Annotated in this window: 7 protein-coding genes, 2 tRNA genes and 3 rRNA genes; 3 read left to right on the plus strand and 9 right to left on the minus strand. The window is 59.0% G+C overall.

Translation table 11 applies throughout. The features are described 5' to 3' along the window. Positions 1-148: 148 nt before the first annotated feature. Positions 149-3,220: a TonB-dependent receptor plug domain-containing protein gene (locus ACPPVV_RS18405; RefSeq protein ID WP_426701305.1), complete on the minus strand. Its 3,072-nt coding sequence runs from the start codon at positions 3,218-3,220 to the stop codon at positions 149-151. A gap of 283 nt (positions 3,221-3,503) precedes the next feature. Here ACPPVV_RS18405 and ACPPVV_RS18410 point away from each other — a divergent pair, with 283 nt between their 5' ends. Beyond that, positions 3,504-4,076 (plus strand): helix-turn-helix domain-containing protein, encoded by a 573-nt coding sequence (locus tag ACPPVV_RS18410; RefSeq protein ID WP_426701306.1) that lies wholly within the window; start codon positions 3,504-3,506, stop codon positions 4,074-4,076. A 74-nt stretch (positions 4,077-4,150) separates the two neighbouring features. On the opposite strand, the gene glyS is transcribed toward ACPPVV_RS18410, so the two are convergent. Together glyS and glyQ are read right to left on the minus strand one after the other, a co-directional pair. Beyond that, positions 4,151-6,298 (minus strand): glycine--tRNA ligase subunit beta, encoded by a 2,148-nt coding sequence (gene glyS / locus ACPPVV_RS18415; protein WP_426701307.1) that lies wholly within the window; start codon positions 6,296-6,298, stop codon positions 4,151-4,153. Beyond that, positions 6,295-7,203 carry a glycine--tRNA ligase subunit alpha gene (glyQ, locus tag ACPPVV_RS18420; protein WP_426701308.1) on the minus strand — a complete coding sequence of 303 codons (909 nt, stop codon included), beginning with the start codon at positions 7,201-7,203 and terminating at the stop codon, positions 6,295-6,297. Before glyQ ends, glyS begins: the two co-directional genes overlap by 4 nt. Before the next feature lie 99 nt (positions 7,204-7,302). Here glyQ and ACPPVV_RS18425 point away from each other — a divergent pair, with 99 nt between their 5' ends. Then, on the plus strand, positions 7,303-9,123 hold the full coding sequence (locus ACPPVV_RS18425; RefSeq protein ID WP_426701309.1) for a GspE/PulE family protein: 1,821 nt from the start codon (positions 7,303-7,305) through the stop codon (positions 9,121-9,123). 32 nt (positions 9,124-9,155) lie between these two features. Continuing rightward, positions 9,156-9,884, plus strand: a complete 729-nt coding sequence (locus tag ACPPVV_RS18430) for a glutamine amidotransferase (RefSeq protein ID WP_426701310.1) — start codon at positions 9,156-9,158, stop codon at positions 9,882-9,884. Positions 9,885-9,890: 6 nt separating this feature from the next. On the opposite strand, the gene ACPPVV_RS18435 is transcribed toward ACPPVV_RS18430, so the two are convergent. The 6 genes from ACPPVV_RS18435 to ACPPVV_RS18460 all read right to left on the minus strand — a co-directional run bounded on the left by ACPPVV_RS18435 (position 9,891) and on the right by ACPPVV_RS18460 (position 16,307). After that, positions 9,891-10,574 (minus strand): rhomboid family intramembrane serine protease, encoded by a 684-nt coding sequence (locus ACPPVV_RS18435; RefSeq protein ID WP_426701311.1) that lies wholly within the window; start codon positions 10,572-10,574, stop codon positions 9,891-9,893. Between the two features lie 517 nt (positions 10,575-11,091). Further along, positions 11,092-11,205: ribosomal RNA gene (gene rrf, locus ACPPVV_RS18440) — 5S ribosomal RNA — on the minus strand. A 185-nt stretch (positions 11,206-11,390) separates the two neighbouring features. Next, a 23S ribosomal RNA gene (locus ACPPVV_RS18445) occupies positions 11,391-14,272 on the minus strand. Between the two features lie 214 nt (positions 14,273-14,486). Continuing rightward, a tRNA-Ala gene (locus tag ACPPVV_RS18450) sits at positions 14,487-14,562 on the minus strand. Between the two features lie 23 nt (positions 14,563-14,585). Beyond that, positions 14,586-14,662: transfer RNA gene (locus ACPPVV_RS18455), tRNA-Ile, on the minus strand. Positions 14,663-14,762: 100 nt separating this feature from the next. Further along, positions 14,763-16,307: ribosomal RNA gene (locus tag ACPPVV_RS18460) — 16S ribosomal RNA — on the minus strand. The 16S, 23S and 5S rRNA genes sit together here with 2 tRNA genes alongside, the layout of an rRNA operon. Between the last annotated feature and the right edge of the window lie 298 nt (positions 16,308-16,605).

Raw genomic sequence — 16,605 nt, forward strand, 5'->3', positions numbered from 1 at the left:
CCGGTGCCGATAATTCGAAAGTTGGCTTCTCGATCGAGAGTCATGGGCAGCCTGGAAGCGCGAGCAGATGAGCACATTACAAAAAAAGAGGCTGCCGAATCAATCCGGCAGCCTCTGAATACAGCAATGTATCTACGACATCAGATCATCAGAAGTCGTACGAGACACCGAAGCGGACGTAACGCGGGGTCTGCGATGCGTACGGGCGCCGGTAGCTGGCGCTCGACTCAAGCGCATAGATCTGCGTCGTCGTCTGCTTGTTGAACACGTTGTAGACCATGGCATTGAAGGCCAGCTTCTTGCCCGCCCACTCCGGCCGATACTCGGCGCTCAGATCCAGACGATAGGTCCATGGATTGCGCTTGGTACCCGGCTGGGACGGCACGCCACCGCAGAAGTGGTAATAACCACCGTTGTAGGCGAGGCCCGGATTGGTCTGCTGAGGACCGTAATAACCCAAGCAGGTGATCGGGGAACCGGACGAGATGGCCAGGTTTCCGGACAGCATCCACTCCGGCGCGATCTGGTACGAGCCATAGGCCTTCAGCTGATGGCGACGATCGTTGGCCAGCGCGCCGTTGGCGTAGTCCATCACCTGGGAATAATCCCAGTCGACCGTTGCCGACACATCGGTCTGACCGATATCCGTACGCACCTGACCTTCGCTGTTGCCGTAGCTGCGCGACCACAGGTAGTCGATCTTGCCGTACCACGTGCCGTCGAACGGATGCTCCAAGTACATATCCAAGCCGTAGTACTTGCGCTTCATGGTGGTATTGAAGCCGAAGTCGCCCTTCCAGCTCATCGGCACGTCGTAGTAACCACCGCCGATCTTCGCGATCGAGTACACCGCATCCTTGCCCGGATTCATCAGGAAGCTGCCCGGAATCTGACCCGGATCATAGGTAGTCGGATCGATGCCCATCTTGTTCATCTTGGCGATGATCGACGGAGAATCGCCGATGTCGTCGATCGCGTTGCGCAGGTTGCGGTAGGTCGCTTTGGCGCCGTAGACCCACGCGTCACCCAGCTTCTTGTCGAAGCCCAGGATGTACTCGTCCTGATACTCCGATTTGAGGTCGTGGGCGCTGCCGACATGCGGGTCGCGCGGCTGGCCGTACTCGCCGTTGGCCGAGAACGGATTGCCGGCACCCACGCTGGTGTCGATCGGGTGCAGCCCCGTTGGCACACCATTGGCGTCGATGCCCTCGTAGGTGTAGTAGGTGCGGGTATACAGCGACGAGCCGGCCGAGCGCAGCGCCACGCTGGTCGGCATGGCGAGGTAGTAACGACCCGCATTGCCGTAGACCTTAAAGCTGGAATCGCCGGCCACGTCCCAGCTGAAGCCCACACGAGGCGCCCACTGCGGCGAGGTCAGACGCAGGTACGGTTTGCCACCGGCGTTGTAGTTGGTGAACTGGTCGTTGCGCAGACCCACCTTGACCAGCCAACGATCCGTGACCTGCCAGCTGTCCTCGATATACTGCGCGCGCTGTGACACACGCACCGACGCGTCATTGTGGAACTCGTACTTGGCGACGTAATAGCCTGTTTGGCCGCCCGGCTGGGAACCTGTGTTGACTACCCAAGGCCGGCCTTCCCAGCCCGCACCCGTCTCCGGACCACCGGCCACGTAACTGTCAGGATCGCCCTGATTGTTATATTCCCAGGCGTAACCCAAACCACCGTCCGGGAATTTGGTGCCGCCGTCGGTGTTCTTCACATCCTGGTTGTCAATACCGGCAGTCAAGGTGTGATCACCCATCCGATAGCTCACGTCGAAGCGCAGGTTGGTGTTGGTGGAGCTATGACCCGGCAAGTTGATCGTCGAGACATTCTGGCTGTTGACGATGGGATCGCCACCGTTCAGGGCCGGGTTCTGGTCCTGCGCACCGAAAAGATACGGATAGGTCGGGTCGTAGTTCGGGGTATCGCTGTACCAGGTACCCTTCATCTTGCCGTACAGCACGCTCACCGTGAGGTCATCGGTGATGTAGCTGGTGAACTTCGCCGAATAAACGTCTGCACCGTTCTTGGTGTTGGTATCCGTGGCGCTATACCCACCTTCCTGCTTGGTGGCGTAATTGAAGTCGTTCAACGAACCCTGGTAGGAAACCTTCTGGGAAGCCCCTGTCACCTCGAGGATGTTGCTGTCGGTGATGTTCCAGTCCAGCTTGCCGTACCATTTCGGGTTGTCGTAGCGGTAATGGGTCACGTAGGGCGCCACGTTGGAACCGGTGGACTGGCCCTGCTGGCGCTCCGCTTCCGCGGCCGCGAAGATGAACAACTTGTCCTTGATCAGCGGGCCGCCGACGTAGGCGTCCACCGTGGTGGTCGACGACTTGTTGTCGTAGCGGTACTGGCGAACCTTGCCCCGCGAACCGTCTTTATTGACGTAGTAGTAGTTCTTCGGGTCGGACTTGAGGTCTTTGGGGGTCCAAAGAACTTGTCCACCGAAATGCCATTCGTTCGTACCACGCTTGCCCACCTGGCTGATCACGCCGCCATCGGAACGGCCATAAGCCGCACCGTAACCGCCGTTCAGGATTTCCTGCTGTTCAATGGCACCGTAGGGCAACGTGATGCCGCCGAAGCCGCTGAGCGGATCGGTCGTATTGAAACCGTTGAGGTAATACGCGTTCTCGGTCACCGAGGAGCCGCCGAAGGAAACGACCGAACCACCCGTGGCGTTGGTGAACAGGTCGCTGCCTGCAACCACGCCCGGTGCCAGCAAGGCGATGGCTTCGGCGCTGCGGGCCAGTGGCAGCTTGGCCAGCTGCTCGGCAGTGATGACGGTCCGGGAGTCCACACCGGTCACGTCGATGCTGGGCAGGGCATTGGCCTGAACCGTGATTGCCGAAAGATTCTGGGCATTCCGGGCGGCGCCAGCAGCGCCGAACGATACTTCGGTACCTGAACCCACGCGCAGAGTAACGTTAGAGCGCGAATCGACCGTCGCCCCATCGCGCTGCAACGTCACCGTGTAGTTGCCCAGCGGCAAGGAGTCGGCAGCGTAATGGCCGGTTGAATCAACAGCGACTTGGCGAGTGATGCCCGAGGAACTCTTGACCACAACGGTCGAACCCGCTTCGGCCTGGCCGAAGATGCTGCCGGTGGTTGACTGGGCCAGCGCGCCGGTGCCAATCAGGCACAAGCCGAGACCAACAGCCAACGATGTGCGGCGCAGCTGCCCCGCTTTGAAATTTTTACGCGAATTCATCAGTGGTAACTCCCCAAGTTCGGCCCGAGCGCTCCGGGCACATGAAACTTTTATGTGTTCGTAACATCCAAGAAGATCAGCCTCATTAGCTTGATCACTTGGTGCTGGTACGCACGATTTAACGTGTGTCTTGCCGTTCCGCCATGCAAGTTATTGCGACGTTAATTCATGAAATCGCGAAGGTCAACACTTTCATAACCTTTATTTCGTAGAATTTTGCTTGACTGGATTTTTTTTTTGATTTATACGCACCTCTCCCCTGCTCCCCCACTTCGGCACCCCCATGAACCCGGAAAAAATCACGAATTCACCAGCCGCAGGTACTTTCGCGGAACGCATCAAACTGCTGATCCAGCGCGTTGGAAGCGCCACGGAGATCGCCAGAATGTGCGGTTTTTCCGAGGGAGTCGTGCGCAGCTGGCGTGACGGCAACACCGATCCCTCGCGTGCGCGCTGCGTCACACTGGCGCGTACGTTGGGGATTTCGCTGGTATGGCTGGTGGCGGGCGAGGGAACACCGCAGATCGATCCCAGCCTGCCCACCCTGGATGACCAATACAGTTCGGAAAAAGCGTCGCCGCAGCGACTCCACACCCGCCAAAATGTGCTGCAGGATCAGCAGACTGCGACTACTGGCGCAACAGTCGACGCGCAACGCCTGAACACGGCCGTACGCATCCTGCAATCGGAGCTGAGCCTGGCCGACAGCCAGTTGTCTTTGTCCGAGAACACCGATCTTCTGACCCGACTCTATGAAATCCTGGGTCCTGGCGGCTCCCATGTGGATCCGCTTGCGATGGTGACGTTCAATCACCAGCTGGCCGAGCGTATCCACAAGGAACGCGGCACGGTCTGACTGGAGCGGAGGTCAAACCTGCAATAGGTAAGGAACGGAAGCCATGACGGCAGCCGCTCCTTACAGGGCTGTCTTCAGAGCAGGGCAATATCAGCGATGGCGCCGAACTGCGCCTTCAGCTGACCGAGCAAGGCCAGCCGATTGGCTCGCACGGCCGGATTGTCGGCGTTTACCAGCACGCTGTCGAAGAACGTATCCACCGGTGCCTGCAGTTGCGACAGCCGTGCGAGCACGGCCGTATAGTCGCCGGCACTCAGCGCCTCGGCGGTTTCCTGCTGGGCTGAAGCGAGCGCTTTGGCCAGTTCGCGTTCCTCGTCCGCCTCGAAATGCGCCGGATCGGCGACACAAGCTACCGCCGTCGCGCCGTTCTCCTCGGCCTGCTTGCGCAGGATATTGGCGACGCGCTTGTTGGCTGCGGCCAGACTGACAGCTTCCGGACGACGACCGAACTCGGCCACAGCACGCAGGCGTCGGTCGAAATCGATCAGGCTGGCGGGTTGCACCGCAAGTACCGCCTCGAACTGGGCGTTGTCGAAACCCTGGTCGGCGTAATACCCGCGCAGACGATCGAGGATGAAGTCGTACAGCTCGTCGAGCAGGATCGCTCGCCGCTGGCCCGCATTCAGGACAGCCGGCTTGCCGTCCTTGGGGGTCTTCAATCCTGCCGCCAGCGCCGCGTCGGGCAGCAGCTCCAGTGCTTCGACCAGACTACCGCGCAAATCGAGTTCCAGGCTGCCCTCGATCAAGGTGCGCGCAAGGCCCAGCGCAGCGCGGCGCAGGGCGAACGGATCCTTGTTGCCGCCCGGTTTCATGCCGACGGCGAAGATCCCGGCCAGTGTATCCAGCCGCTCGGCCACCGCCAGTACCTGACCGAGTTTGCCTGCGGCGATCGCATCGCCACCGAAACGCGGCTGATAATAGCTGTCCAGCGCGTCGGCAACCTCGGCCGGTTCACCATCATGGCTGGCGTAATAGCGACCCATCACGCCCTGCAACTCGGGAAATTCGCCAACCATGCGCGTCAGCAGATCGCACTTGCTCAGGCTTGCGGCACGGGTAGCCGCAGCGCCGTCCGCGCCGACCCGGTTGGCGATGATCCGTGCCAGTTCGGCCACGCGCACGGTCTTGTCCCACAAAGTACCCAGCGCTTGCTGGTAGGTAACGTTCTTCAGCTGCTCCTGATAGCCGGCAAGTGGCGTCTTCAGGTCCTCGTCCCAGAAAAACTTGGCGTCGGCGAAACGCGGCCGGATCACGCGCTCGTAACCCTTGCGGATCTCGCCCGGATCCTTGCTCTGGATATTCGCGATGCCGATGAAGTGCTCGGTCAGCTTGCCGTCGGCGTCGAACACCGGTACGAACTTCTGGTTTGCCACCATCGTGGTCACCAACGCTTCGGGCGGCACGCTGAGGAATTCGCGCTCGAACGTGCAGGCAATCGCGACCGGCCATTCGGTGAGATTGGCCAGCTCGTCCAGCAACGCATCGTCCAGTCGTGGGGTGCCACCGATGGTCTGGGCAACCTGGTCGATCTGGTCGTGGATGCGCCGGCGACGCTCCTGCGGGTCGGCCAACACGTTGGATGCGCGCATCGCATCCAGCCAGCCATCGGCATCGGCCACATGCACGGGTTGAGGATGCATGAAGCGATGCCCGCGCGATTTGCGCCCGCTGCGCAGACCCAGCACTTCACCCTCGACGATCTCCGCGCCATGCAGGATGACCAGCCAGTGCGCGGGTCGCACGAAGCTGTAATCGTGGTCGGCCCAGCGCATCGGCCGTGGAATCGGCAACGCCTTCAGCGCCTCATCGACGATGGCCGGCAGCAACGAAGCAACCGTCTGGCCGGGTTTGACCGTGCGCCAGACAAACCACGCACCCTTGTCGGTCTCCAGCTTTTCCAGCTGTTCCACTGCGACCCCGCAGGATTGCGCGAAGCCGAGCAGTGCCTTGGAGGGCTGCTCATCGGCATCGAGCGCGGCAGCCAGCGCCGGGCCCCGGCGTTCGATCGCCTGTTCGGGCTGGGCGGTGCTCACGCCAGGAATATGCACGGCAAGCCGGCGCGGCGACGCATAGGCGCGGGCTTCGTCCAGTGCGGCGTCGACGCCGCGTCTGGCCAGACCATCGCAAATGCCGCGCAGGAAAGCCGCGGCCAGTTCGTCCAGCGCCTTCGGCGGCAGTTCCTCGGTACCGAGCTCGATCAACAGTGACTTGGCGGCGCTCATGCGGCCTGCTCCCTGACGTTCTTCAGGCCCGGAAAACCGAGCTTCTCGCGCTGCGCGACATAGGTTTCGGCCACGCTGCGCGACAGCGTGCGCACGCGCAGGATGTAGCGTTGGCGCTCGGTAACGCTGATGGCGCGACGTGCATCGAGCAGATTGAAGGTGTGGCTGGCCTTCATCACCTGTTCGTACGCCGGCAGCGGCAGGTTGGCTGCAATCAGCTGGTTGGCGGTGGCCTCGCACACGTCGAACCAGTGCAGCAGTTCGGGCACGTTGGCGTGCTCGAAGTTGTAGGTGCTTTGTTCCACTTCGTTCTGCAGGAACACGTCGCCGTAGGTGACGGTGCCTCGCGGGCCATCGGTCCAGACCAGGTCGTAGACGTTGTCGACGTTCTGCAAGTACATCGCCAGCCGCTCCAGCCCGTAGGTGATCTCGCCGGTGACCGGGCGGCATTCAAGGCCGCCGGCCTGCTGGAAATAGGTGAACTGGGTAACCTCCATGCCGTTGAGCCAGACCTCCCAACCCAGACCCCAGGCGCCCAGGGTCGGCGATTCCCAATTGTCCTCGACGAAGCGCAGGTCATGCACCAACGGATCGAGGCCAAGCTCCTTCAGCGAGCCGATATACAGGTCGAGGATATTCTCCGGATTGGGCTTCATCACCACCTGGTACTGGTAGTAATGCTGCAGCCGGTTGGGATTCTCACCGTACCGACCATCGGTGGGACGTCGCGACGGCTGCACGTAGGCCGCAGCCCAGGGCTCGGGCCCAAGCGAACGCAGGAACGTGGCGGGATGAAAAGTGCCGGCGCCAACCTCGGTATCGAGCGGCTGCAGCAGCACACAACCCTGCGCCGCCCAGTAGCGGTTGAGGGTCTGGATCACATCCTGGAAGGTACGTGCGGACATGGTTTTCCGTGACCTGGGGGAAAGCGCGTTAGTATAGCTGCAGCTTGCTTTCCGACCGGGTTCCGGTGAGGAAAGTGCACCGAGGGGGAACACATCCGGATGGCTGCTTCACCACAAATTGCATCCCTCCTCGGGCGCCGTGGGCGACTCGAACTGGATGAACTGCTGGCGGCACTCGTGGTCGACGGTTATCTGCTCGCCGACGATGCCAAACAGGTTCGCATGGGCGCGCGCGCTGGCCGCAGCACGGTGGAATTGCATCCATTGGTGTTGATCGCAAACGCCAAGCTCGCGAATCAGCATGAGAAGGGCCGGCCGCTGAGCCTGGAAGCCCTGACCGAGTGGCTGGCCGGGCACGCCGGGTTGGCATACCTGAAGATCGATCCGATGAAGATCAATGTCGCATCGGTGACCCAGGTTGTCAGTCACGCTTATGCCAAGCGCCACCGCATCCTGCCGATCGCGGCCGCTCCGGGCGAGGTGACGTTCGCCACCTGCGAACCGTTCGAAGCTGGCTGGGCTCCCGATCTGGCGCAGATGCTGCGGCGGGATATCAAGCGCGTGGTGGCCAGCCCTATCGACATCAATCGCTACCTGCAGGAGTTCTACGGCGTCCAGCGTTCGATCCAGCTCGCGCAGGATGCCAAGACGGGCAGCGACAGTTCTTCGGCGATCCTCAATTTCGAACAGCTGGTCGAACTGGGCAAGAGCGGGGAAGTCGGCGCCGACGATCGTCATGTGGTGCACATCGTCGATTGGCTGCTGCAGTACGCTTTCGAGCAGCGCGCTTCCGACATCCACCTGGAGCCACGCCGCGACACCGGACACATACGCTTTCGCATCGACGGCATCATGCAAAAGGTGTTCGAACTACCCGCACCCGTGATGACCGCGGTAACAGCGCGCATCAAGATCCTGGCGCGCATGGACGTGGCCGAGAAGCGCCGGCCACAGGATGGTCGCATCAAGACCCGCTCGGTATCCGGTCGCGAGGTGGAGCTGCGCATCTCGAACATGCCCACCGCGTTCGGCGAGAAGGTGGTGATGCGGATCTTCGATCCGGACCTGGTCGTCAAGGATTTTGCGCAGCTCGGTTTCTCTCCCGGCGAGACCGCCAACTGGCGCAGCATGGTCGAACGCCCCCATGGCATCGTGCTGGTCACCGGCCCGACCGGCTCGGGCAAGACCACCACGCTGTATTCCACGCTGAAGCACCTGGCCACGCCGGAGCTCAACGTGTGCACGGTGGAAGATCCGATTGAAATGGTTTCGCCGGAATTCAACCAGATGCAGGTGCATGCGGCGATCGATCTCGATTTTGCCGCTGGCGTACGCACGCTTCTGCGGCAGGATCCGGACATCATCATGGTCGGCGAGATCCGCGATCTCGAAACCGCCCAGATGGCAGTGCAGGCTTCGCTTACCGGCCACTTGGTGTTGTCCACCCTGCATACCAACGACGCACCCAGTGCGGTCACCCGACTGCTCGACCTTGGCGTACCGCACTACCTGATCCAGTCCACCCTGACCGGCGTGGTGGCGCAACGGCTGGTCCGGACGTTGTGCCCGCACTGCAAGCAGGCGACCACGCAGGATCCACAGGCCTGGACCGTGCTTACCCACGGCTGGAGCATACCGGTGCCGGATCAGGTGTATCAGCCGGTCGGCTGCCTGGAATGCCGCAATACCGGCTTCATGGGCCGCACCGGCATCTACGAGATGATGAAATTGTCGCCACGGTTGCGTGGCCTGATTTCGGCCCAGCTGGACCTGAGTGGCTTTGGCCAGGCAGCTCTGTCCGAAGGCATGCGCCCGTTGCGGATCTCCGCGGCCGATCAGGTGACCGCGGGGCTGACCACGGTGCAGGAAATTCTCACTGTGTTGCCACCGATCGAAGCTATCGACGATACTCAGCCGTAAAGACGGCCAAACCATAACCAAGTTTTCCCTGCATGAGCTTCGTACTGATCATCCGCACCGGTCGTGCTCCGGACGTCATCCGCGCCCGTCATGGCGACTTTCCGCACTGGTTCCGGCTTGGCGCGCGCCTGCACCCGCAGTGGCTGCGAACGGTGGATGTCGCGGCGGGCGAGGCTCTCCCGCCACCGCACGAGGTCGCCGGAGCCATCATCACCGGCTCGGCCGCCATGGTCACCGAAAAAGCTTCATGGAGTGAACGCACCGCGGGCTGGATACGCAACGCCATGGACATCGAATTGCCGATGTTCGGCGTCTGCTACGGTCATCAATTGATGGCGCATGCGCTGGGCGGGCGCGTTGATTTCCTGCCAGGCGGTCGCGAAATCGGCACCCAGTCGATCAGCCTTTCGGAGGACATCCACCGCGACCCGATGACGCTCGCGCTTCCAGCCAGCTTCCGGGCACATACCACCCATGAGCAAAGCGTGCTCGAACCGCCGCGCGATTCCATCGTGCTGGCCCGCTCGGCGCGCGATCCTCACCAGCTACTACGGTACGGACCAAAAGCCATCAGCACGCAATTCCATCCGGAGTTCAATGCCGAAATCATGCGCGCCTACATCAAGCGCAAGCACGCCGACATGCAGCGCGAGGGCGCAGATCCAGATCAGATATTCGGTGCCGTGGCGGCCACCCCTTTTGCTCGCCGGCTGCTTCGCCAATTTGCGCGCAGTAGCGGATGGGATCCGCTTTTCGGATGACGCCACTCAACCGCGCAAGCGGCGAGCGATCGCATCGCGCGAAAACAGCGCAAACACGAGACCAAACAGAAAGCCACCGATATGCGCCCACCACACATAGGCGCCATAGCTCGGCCCGGCATAGCTGAACAGCAATTGCAGCAGTACCCAGATACCAATCAACAAGAAAGCCGGTACCCGCACGAATTCAAGATACAGACCCAGTGGCAGCACCAGGCCCAACCTGGCACGCGGGAACAGCGCCACATACGTACCCACCACGGCCGACACCGCGCCGCTGCAGCCGATGATCGGCAGACGCACGCCAGCCAGCGATAGCGCGCCGATCAGATTCGCCACAACTCCGCCCACCACAAACAGCAGCAGGAAGCGCAGGGAGCCCAGCGCGCGTTCGCCCGGCAAACCAAAGATCACCAGGAACAGAAGGTTGCTCAGTAAATGCAGCCAGGTTACGTGGATGAACAGCGCCGTGAACAAGCGCAACAGGGCAGGATCGGTAAGTTGCGGCAACAGCGCCCTGTGCGGGTTGAAGATATTCGCGGGAACCGTGCCCCATTCCAGCAGCAGGGAAATTCGCTGAGGTGCAGGGGTTAGCGCCAAACCGACAAAACACACTACGCAAAGAGTGACCACCAACAAGGTGGCCCAGTGCCAGCGTGCACGGCGACGCGTTTCGACATGAACAAACAAGTGCCGGCTCCCTCAGACGCCGACTGAGTCGTGGCGTGTTCTTCATCATAGGTGATGCTCGCTTGCTAACGGTGATGCATCCGGCGCTTCGCGCAATCCAACAGCCGGGCCGCGAAGAATCCGTTCGCAGCTCTTTGGTGGCTTGATTCGGATAGGGCCGCTAGCGGCGCATGGCGGGTCGCCAGCGTCGGTGAGCGGCAGCAACCACATCGAACCATAAAGACGAAGGCCTCCATGCAGCACGATGGCACTGGCATCTGACACCCCATCCAACCAACTGGTCCGGAATGACCCCTGTGGCGGTGAGCGTGATTCAGGATAAAGCCCCTGGCAGTGACCTGTTGTGGGTCGCGACCGGTGGTCGCCACCGCATAAAAGAAAAACCCCCACCGTTTCCGGTGAGGGTATTTCAGGATAAAGCCCTTGGCGGTGACCTGTTGCAGGTCGCGACCGGTGGTCGCCACCGCATAAAAGAAAAACCCCCACCGTTTCCGGTGAGGGTATTTCAGGATAAAGCCCCTGGCGGTGACCTACTCTTGCATGGCAAAGCCACACTACCATCGGCGCATGCGCGTTTCACTTCTGAGTTCGGGATGGGATCAGGTGGTACCACGCCGCTATGGCCGCCAGGGAAGGGGTGGGAGCAGCGCTTGTGCGCCGGCTCCACATCTTCGTGAAAAGGTTGATCGAATAAAGCGGATCAGCCTCTTCCGTGAGTGGAAACTCACGTGGAATACATCGTAAACGAGTGACAAGCGTCGAGGTGAATTCGAATCAGACAAGCTTCGAGGAACGAACGAAGCGTCTTGGGGTTATATGGTCAAGCCTCACGGCTCATTAGTATCAGTTAGCTCCATGCATTGCTGCACTTCCACACCTGACCTATCAACCACGTAGTCTTCATGGTGCCTTAAGGAGAGTCAAGCTCTCGGGAGATCTCATCTTGGGGCGTGCTTCCCGCTTAGATGCTTTCAGCGGTTATCACTTCCGTTCGTAGCTACCGGGCAATGCCATGGGCATGACAACCCGAACACCAGCGGAACGTCCACTCCGGTCCTCTCGTACTAGGAGCAGCCCCCCTCAAATCTCCAACGCCCACGACAGATAGGGACCGAACTGTCTCACGACGTTCTGAACCCAGCTCGCGTACCACTTTAAATGGCGAACAGCCATACCCTTGGGACCGGCTACAGCCCCAGGATGTGATGAGCCGACATCGAGGTGCCAAACACCGCCGTCGATATGAACTCTTGGGCGGTATCAGCCTGTTATCCCCGGAGTACCTTTTATCCGTTGAGCGATGGCCCTTCCATACAGAACCACCGGATCACTATGACCTACTTTCGTACCTGCTTGATCCGTCGATCTCGCAGTCAAGCACGCTTATGCCATTGCACACAGTGCGCGATGTCCGACCGCGCTGAGCGTACCTTCGTGCTCCTCCGTTACTCTTTGGGAGGAGACCGCCCCAGTCAAACTACCCACCATACACGGTCCCTGACCCGGATAACGGGCCGAGGTTAGAACGTCAAGCACTTCAGGGTGGTATTTCAAGGATGGCTCCACGCAAACTAGCGTCTGCGCTTCAAAGCCTCCCACCTATCCTACACAGAAGAACTCAACGTTCAGTGTAAAGCTATAGTAAAGGTTCACGGGGTCTTTCCGTCTTGCCGCGGGAACGCTGCATCTTCACAGCGAATTCAATTTCACTGAGTCTCGGGTGGAGACAGCGCCGCTGTCGTTACGCCATTCGTGCAGGTCGGAACTTACCCGACAAGGAATTTCGCTACCTTAGGACCGTTATAGTTACGGCCGCCGTTTACTGGGGCTTCGATCAAGAGCTTCGCCTTGCGGCTGACCCCATCAATTAACCTTCCAGCACCGGGCAGGCGTCACACCCTATACGTCCACTTTCGTGTTTGCAGAGTGCTGTGTTTTTGATAAACAGTCGCAGCGGCCAGGTTACTGCGACCCATCGACGCTCAGTCACGCACGTGACCACGTCAATGGGCGCACCTTCTCCCGAAGTTACGGTGCCATTTTGCCTAGTTCCTTCACCCGAGTTCTCTCAAGCGCCTTGGGATTCTCACCCTGCCTACCAGTGTCGGTTTACGGTACGGTTTTTCTATAGCTGAAGCTTAGTGGCTTTTCCTGGAAGCGTGGTGTCAGTCACTTCGCCCAATAGGGCTCGTCTCGGTGCTCGGCATAAAGGGTCCCGGATTTGCCTAAGACCCATGCCTACCGCCTTTCCCCAGGACAACCAACGCCTGGTAGACCTAACCTTCTCCGTCCCCACATCGCACTATAGAAAAGTGCAGGAATATTAACCTGCTTCCCATCGACTACGCATTTCTGCCTCGCCTTAGGGGCCGACTCACCCTGCGCCGATGAACGTTGCGCGAGGAAACCTTGGGCTTTCGGCGTGGGGGCTTTTCACCCCCATTATCGTTACTCATGTCAGCATTCGCACTTCCGATACCTCCAGCAGACTTTACAATCCACCTTCACAGGCTTACGGAACGCTCCTCTACCGCGTACACATAAATGTGCACACCCCGAGCTTCGGTGCATCGCTTAGCCCCGTTAAATCTTCCGCGCAGACCGACTCGACCAGTGAGCTATTACGCTTTCTTTAAAGGATGGCTGCTTCTAAGCCAACCTCCTGGCTGTCTATGCCTTTCCACATCGTTTTCCACTTAGCGATGACTTTGGGACCTTAGCTGCGGGTCTGGGTTGTTTCCCTTTTCACGACGGACGTTAGCACCCGCCGTGTGTCTCCCGTGTAGTACGTGTTGGTATTCGGAGTTTGCCATGGTTTGGTAAGTCGCGATGACCCCCTAGCCATAACAGTGCTCTACCCCCAACAGTATTCGCACGAGGCGCTACCTAAATAGCTTTCGAGGAGAACCAGCTATCTCCGAGTTTGTTTAGCCTTTCACTCCTATCCTCAGCTCATCCCCATCTATTGCAACAGATGTGGGTTCGGTCCTCCAGTGCGTGTTACCGCACCTTCAACCTGGCCAAGGATAGATCACTCGGTTTCGGGTCTACTGCCTGAGACTATGCGCCCTATTCAGACTCGATTTCTCTTCGCCTCCCCTATACGGTTAAGCTTGCCACAGACAGTAAGTCGCTGACCCATTATACAAAAGGTACGCAGTCACCCTTGCGGGCTTCCACTGCTTGTACGTATACGGTTTCAGGGTCTATTTCACTCCCCTCTCCGGGGTTCTTTTCGCCTTTCCCTCACGGTACTAGTTCGCTATCGGTCAGTCAGTAGTATTTAGCCTTGGAGGATGGTCCCCCCATGTTCAGACAAGGTTTCACGTGCCCCGCCTTACTCAATTTCACACACCATGCCCTTTCGTCGACTGGGCTATCACCATCTATGGCCGGCCTTTCCATGCCGTTTGACTAAAACATGATGTGCTTTTGGGCTAGTCCCCGTTCGCTCGTCGCTACTCAGGGAATCTCGGTTGATTTCTTTTCCTCCGGGTACTTAGATATTTCAGTTCCCCGGGTTCGCCCTGCATGGCTATGTATTCACCATGCAGTACTGCTTGCGCAGTGGGTTTCCCCATTCGGACATTGCCGGATCAAAGCTTGTTGCCAGCTCCCCGACACTTTTCGCAGGCTGCCACGTCCTTCATCGCCTCTGACTGCCAAGGCATCCACCGTATACGCTTAGTCGCTTGACCATATAACCCCAAGTCGCCTCGGGGCATACACCCTCATCAGGTGCAGCCAAGTTACTTCGTTTTCGTGCCTTAACACTTGTCTCGGTTCGGTTCGAACCAAGACGCTTGTCACTCGTTTACTTTGTTTTCAAAGAACATCGTGCCGGCCTCAATGCCGGTCGATTTCAAAATCTTTTGTGTGCAACACATCCGCGTTTCATGCCGTACCCAAGGGTGGTGGAGCCTATCGGGATCGAACCGATGACCCCCTGCTTGCAAAGCAGGTGCTCTCCCAGCTGAGCTAAGGCCCCAAGAAACTACGCTTGGTATTTGGTGGTGGGTCTGGGTGGACTCGAACCACCGGCCTCACCCTTATCAGGGGTGCGCTCTAACCACCTGAGCTACAGACCCATAAAACTTGGGCCGTCAGGCCAGCATGTTGGTGACATGCGGATGTGCAGGTGTCTTGTGTGGACGTCTTGCAACCAAAGGTTGCGACCGTCGTTTCTTGAAAGGAGGTGATCCAGCCGCACCTTCCGATACGGCTACCTTGTTACGACTTCACCCCAGTCATGAACCACTCCGTGGTCGTCGTCCCCCTTGCGGTTAGACTAACGGCTTCTGGAGCAACTCACTCCCATGGTGTGACGGGCGGTGTGTACAAGGCCCGGGAACGTATTCACCGCGGCATAGCTGATCCGCGATTACTAGCGATTCCGACTTCACGGAGTCGAGTTGCAGACTCCGATCCGGACTGGGATCGGCTTTCTGGGATTGGCTCCACCTCGCGGTATTGCAACCCTCTGTACCGACCATTGTAGTACGTGTGTAGCCCTGGCCGTAAGGGCCATGATGACTTGACGTCATCCCCACCTTCCTCCGGTTTGTCACCGGCAGTCTCCTTAGAGTTCCCGACATTACTCGCTGGCAACTAAGGACAAGGGTTGCGCTCGTTGCGGGACTTAACCCAACATCTCACGACACGAGCTGACGACAGCCATGCAGCACCTGTGTTCCGATTCCCGAAGGCACTCCTGCATCTCTGCTGGATTCCGGACATGTCAAGGCCAGGTAAGGTTCTTCGCGTTGCATCGAATTAAACCACATACTCCACCGCTTGTGCGGGCCCCCGTCAATTCCTTTGAGTTTCAGTCTTGCGACCGTACTCCCCAGGCGGCGAACTTAACGCGTTAGCTTCGACACTGATCTCCGAGTTGAGACCAACATCCAGTTCGCATCGTTTAGGGCGTGGACTACCAGGGTATCTAATCCTGTTTGCTCCCCACGCTTTCGTGCTTCAGCGTCAGTGTTGTCCCAGATGGCCGCCTTCGCCACTGATGTTCCTCCCGATCTCTACGCATTTCACCGCTACACCGGGAATTCCACCATCCTCTGACACACTCTAGCTCGCCAGTATCCATCGCCATTCCCAGGTTGAGCCCGGGGATTTCACGACAGACTTAACGAACCGCCTACGCACCCTTTACGCCCAGTAATTCCGATTAACGCTTGCACCCTTCGTATTACCGCGGCTGCTGGCACGAAGTTAGCCGGTGCTTATTCCTCAGGTACCGTCAGCCCCACCGGGTATTAGCCCGTGGTATTTCGTTCCTGATAAAAGTGCTTTACAACCCGAAGGCCTTCTTCACACACGCGGCATTGCTGGATCAGGCTTGCGCCCATTGTCCAATATTCCCCACTGCTGCCTCCCGTAGGAGTCTGGGCCGTGTCTCAGTCCCAGTGTGGCTGATCATCCTCTCAGACCAGCTAGCGATCGTCGCCTTGGTAAGCCATTACCTTACCAACTAGCTAATCGCACATCGGTCCGTCCAACCGCGCGAGGTCCGAAGATCCCCCGCTTTCTCCCGTAGGACGTATGCGGTATTAGCGTAAGTTTCCCTACGTTATCCCCCACGTCTGGGTAGGTCCCGATGCATTACTCACCCGTCCGCCACTCGCCACCCACAGAGCAAGCTCTGCTGTGCTGCCGTTCGACTTGCATGTGTTAGGCATGCCGCCAGCGTTCAATCTGAGCCAGGATCAAACTCTTCACTTAAGTTTTCGACCATCACATCGTCTTTGCAGACCATGATGACAATCTATCTTTCTGAAGCGTTAGTCCCAACAAAATCAAAACTCATTACTGACTTTTTCTTTCATTGGACGCTTGCGTTTCTTTGGACAGGTCGTAACCCTCCATCGCAAGACGTCCACACAATTCACCTGCGCACACTGTCAAAGATCAACCACTTGCTACCGATTTCTCGATCGCGCCGAGGACGTTTCGTCCTAGGTGAGCCGCCCATTCTACATCGCTTTTCTTGACCGTCAACACCCTCAGTGAAGCTTTTTTC

Origin of the sequence: Rhodanobacter sp. Col0626 (genome assembly GCF_049994385.1) — a bacterium.
In the GTDB taxonomy this organism is placed as follows: Bacteria; Pseudomonadota; Gammaproteobacteria; order Xanthomonadales; family Rhodanobacteraceae; genus Rhodanobacter.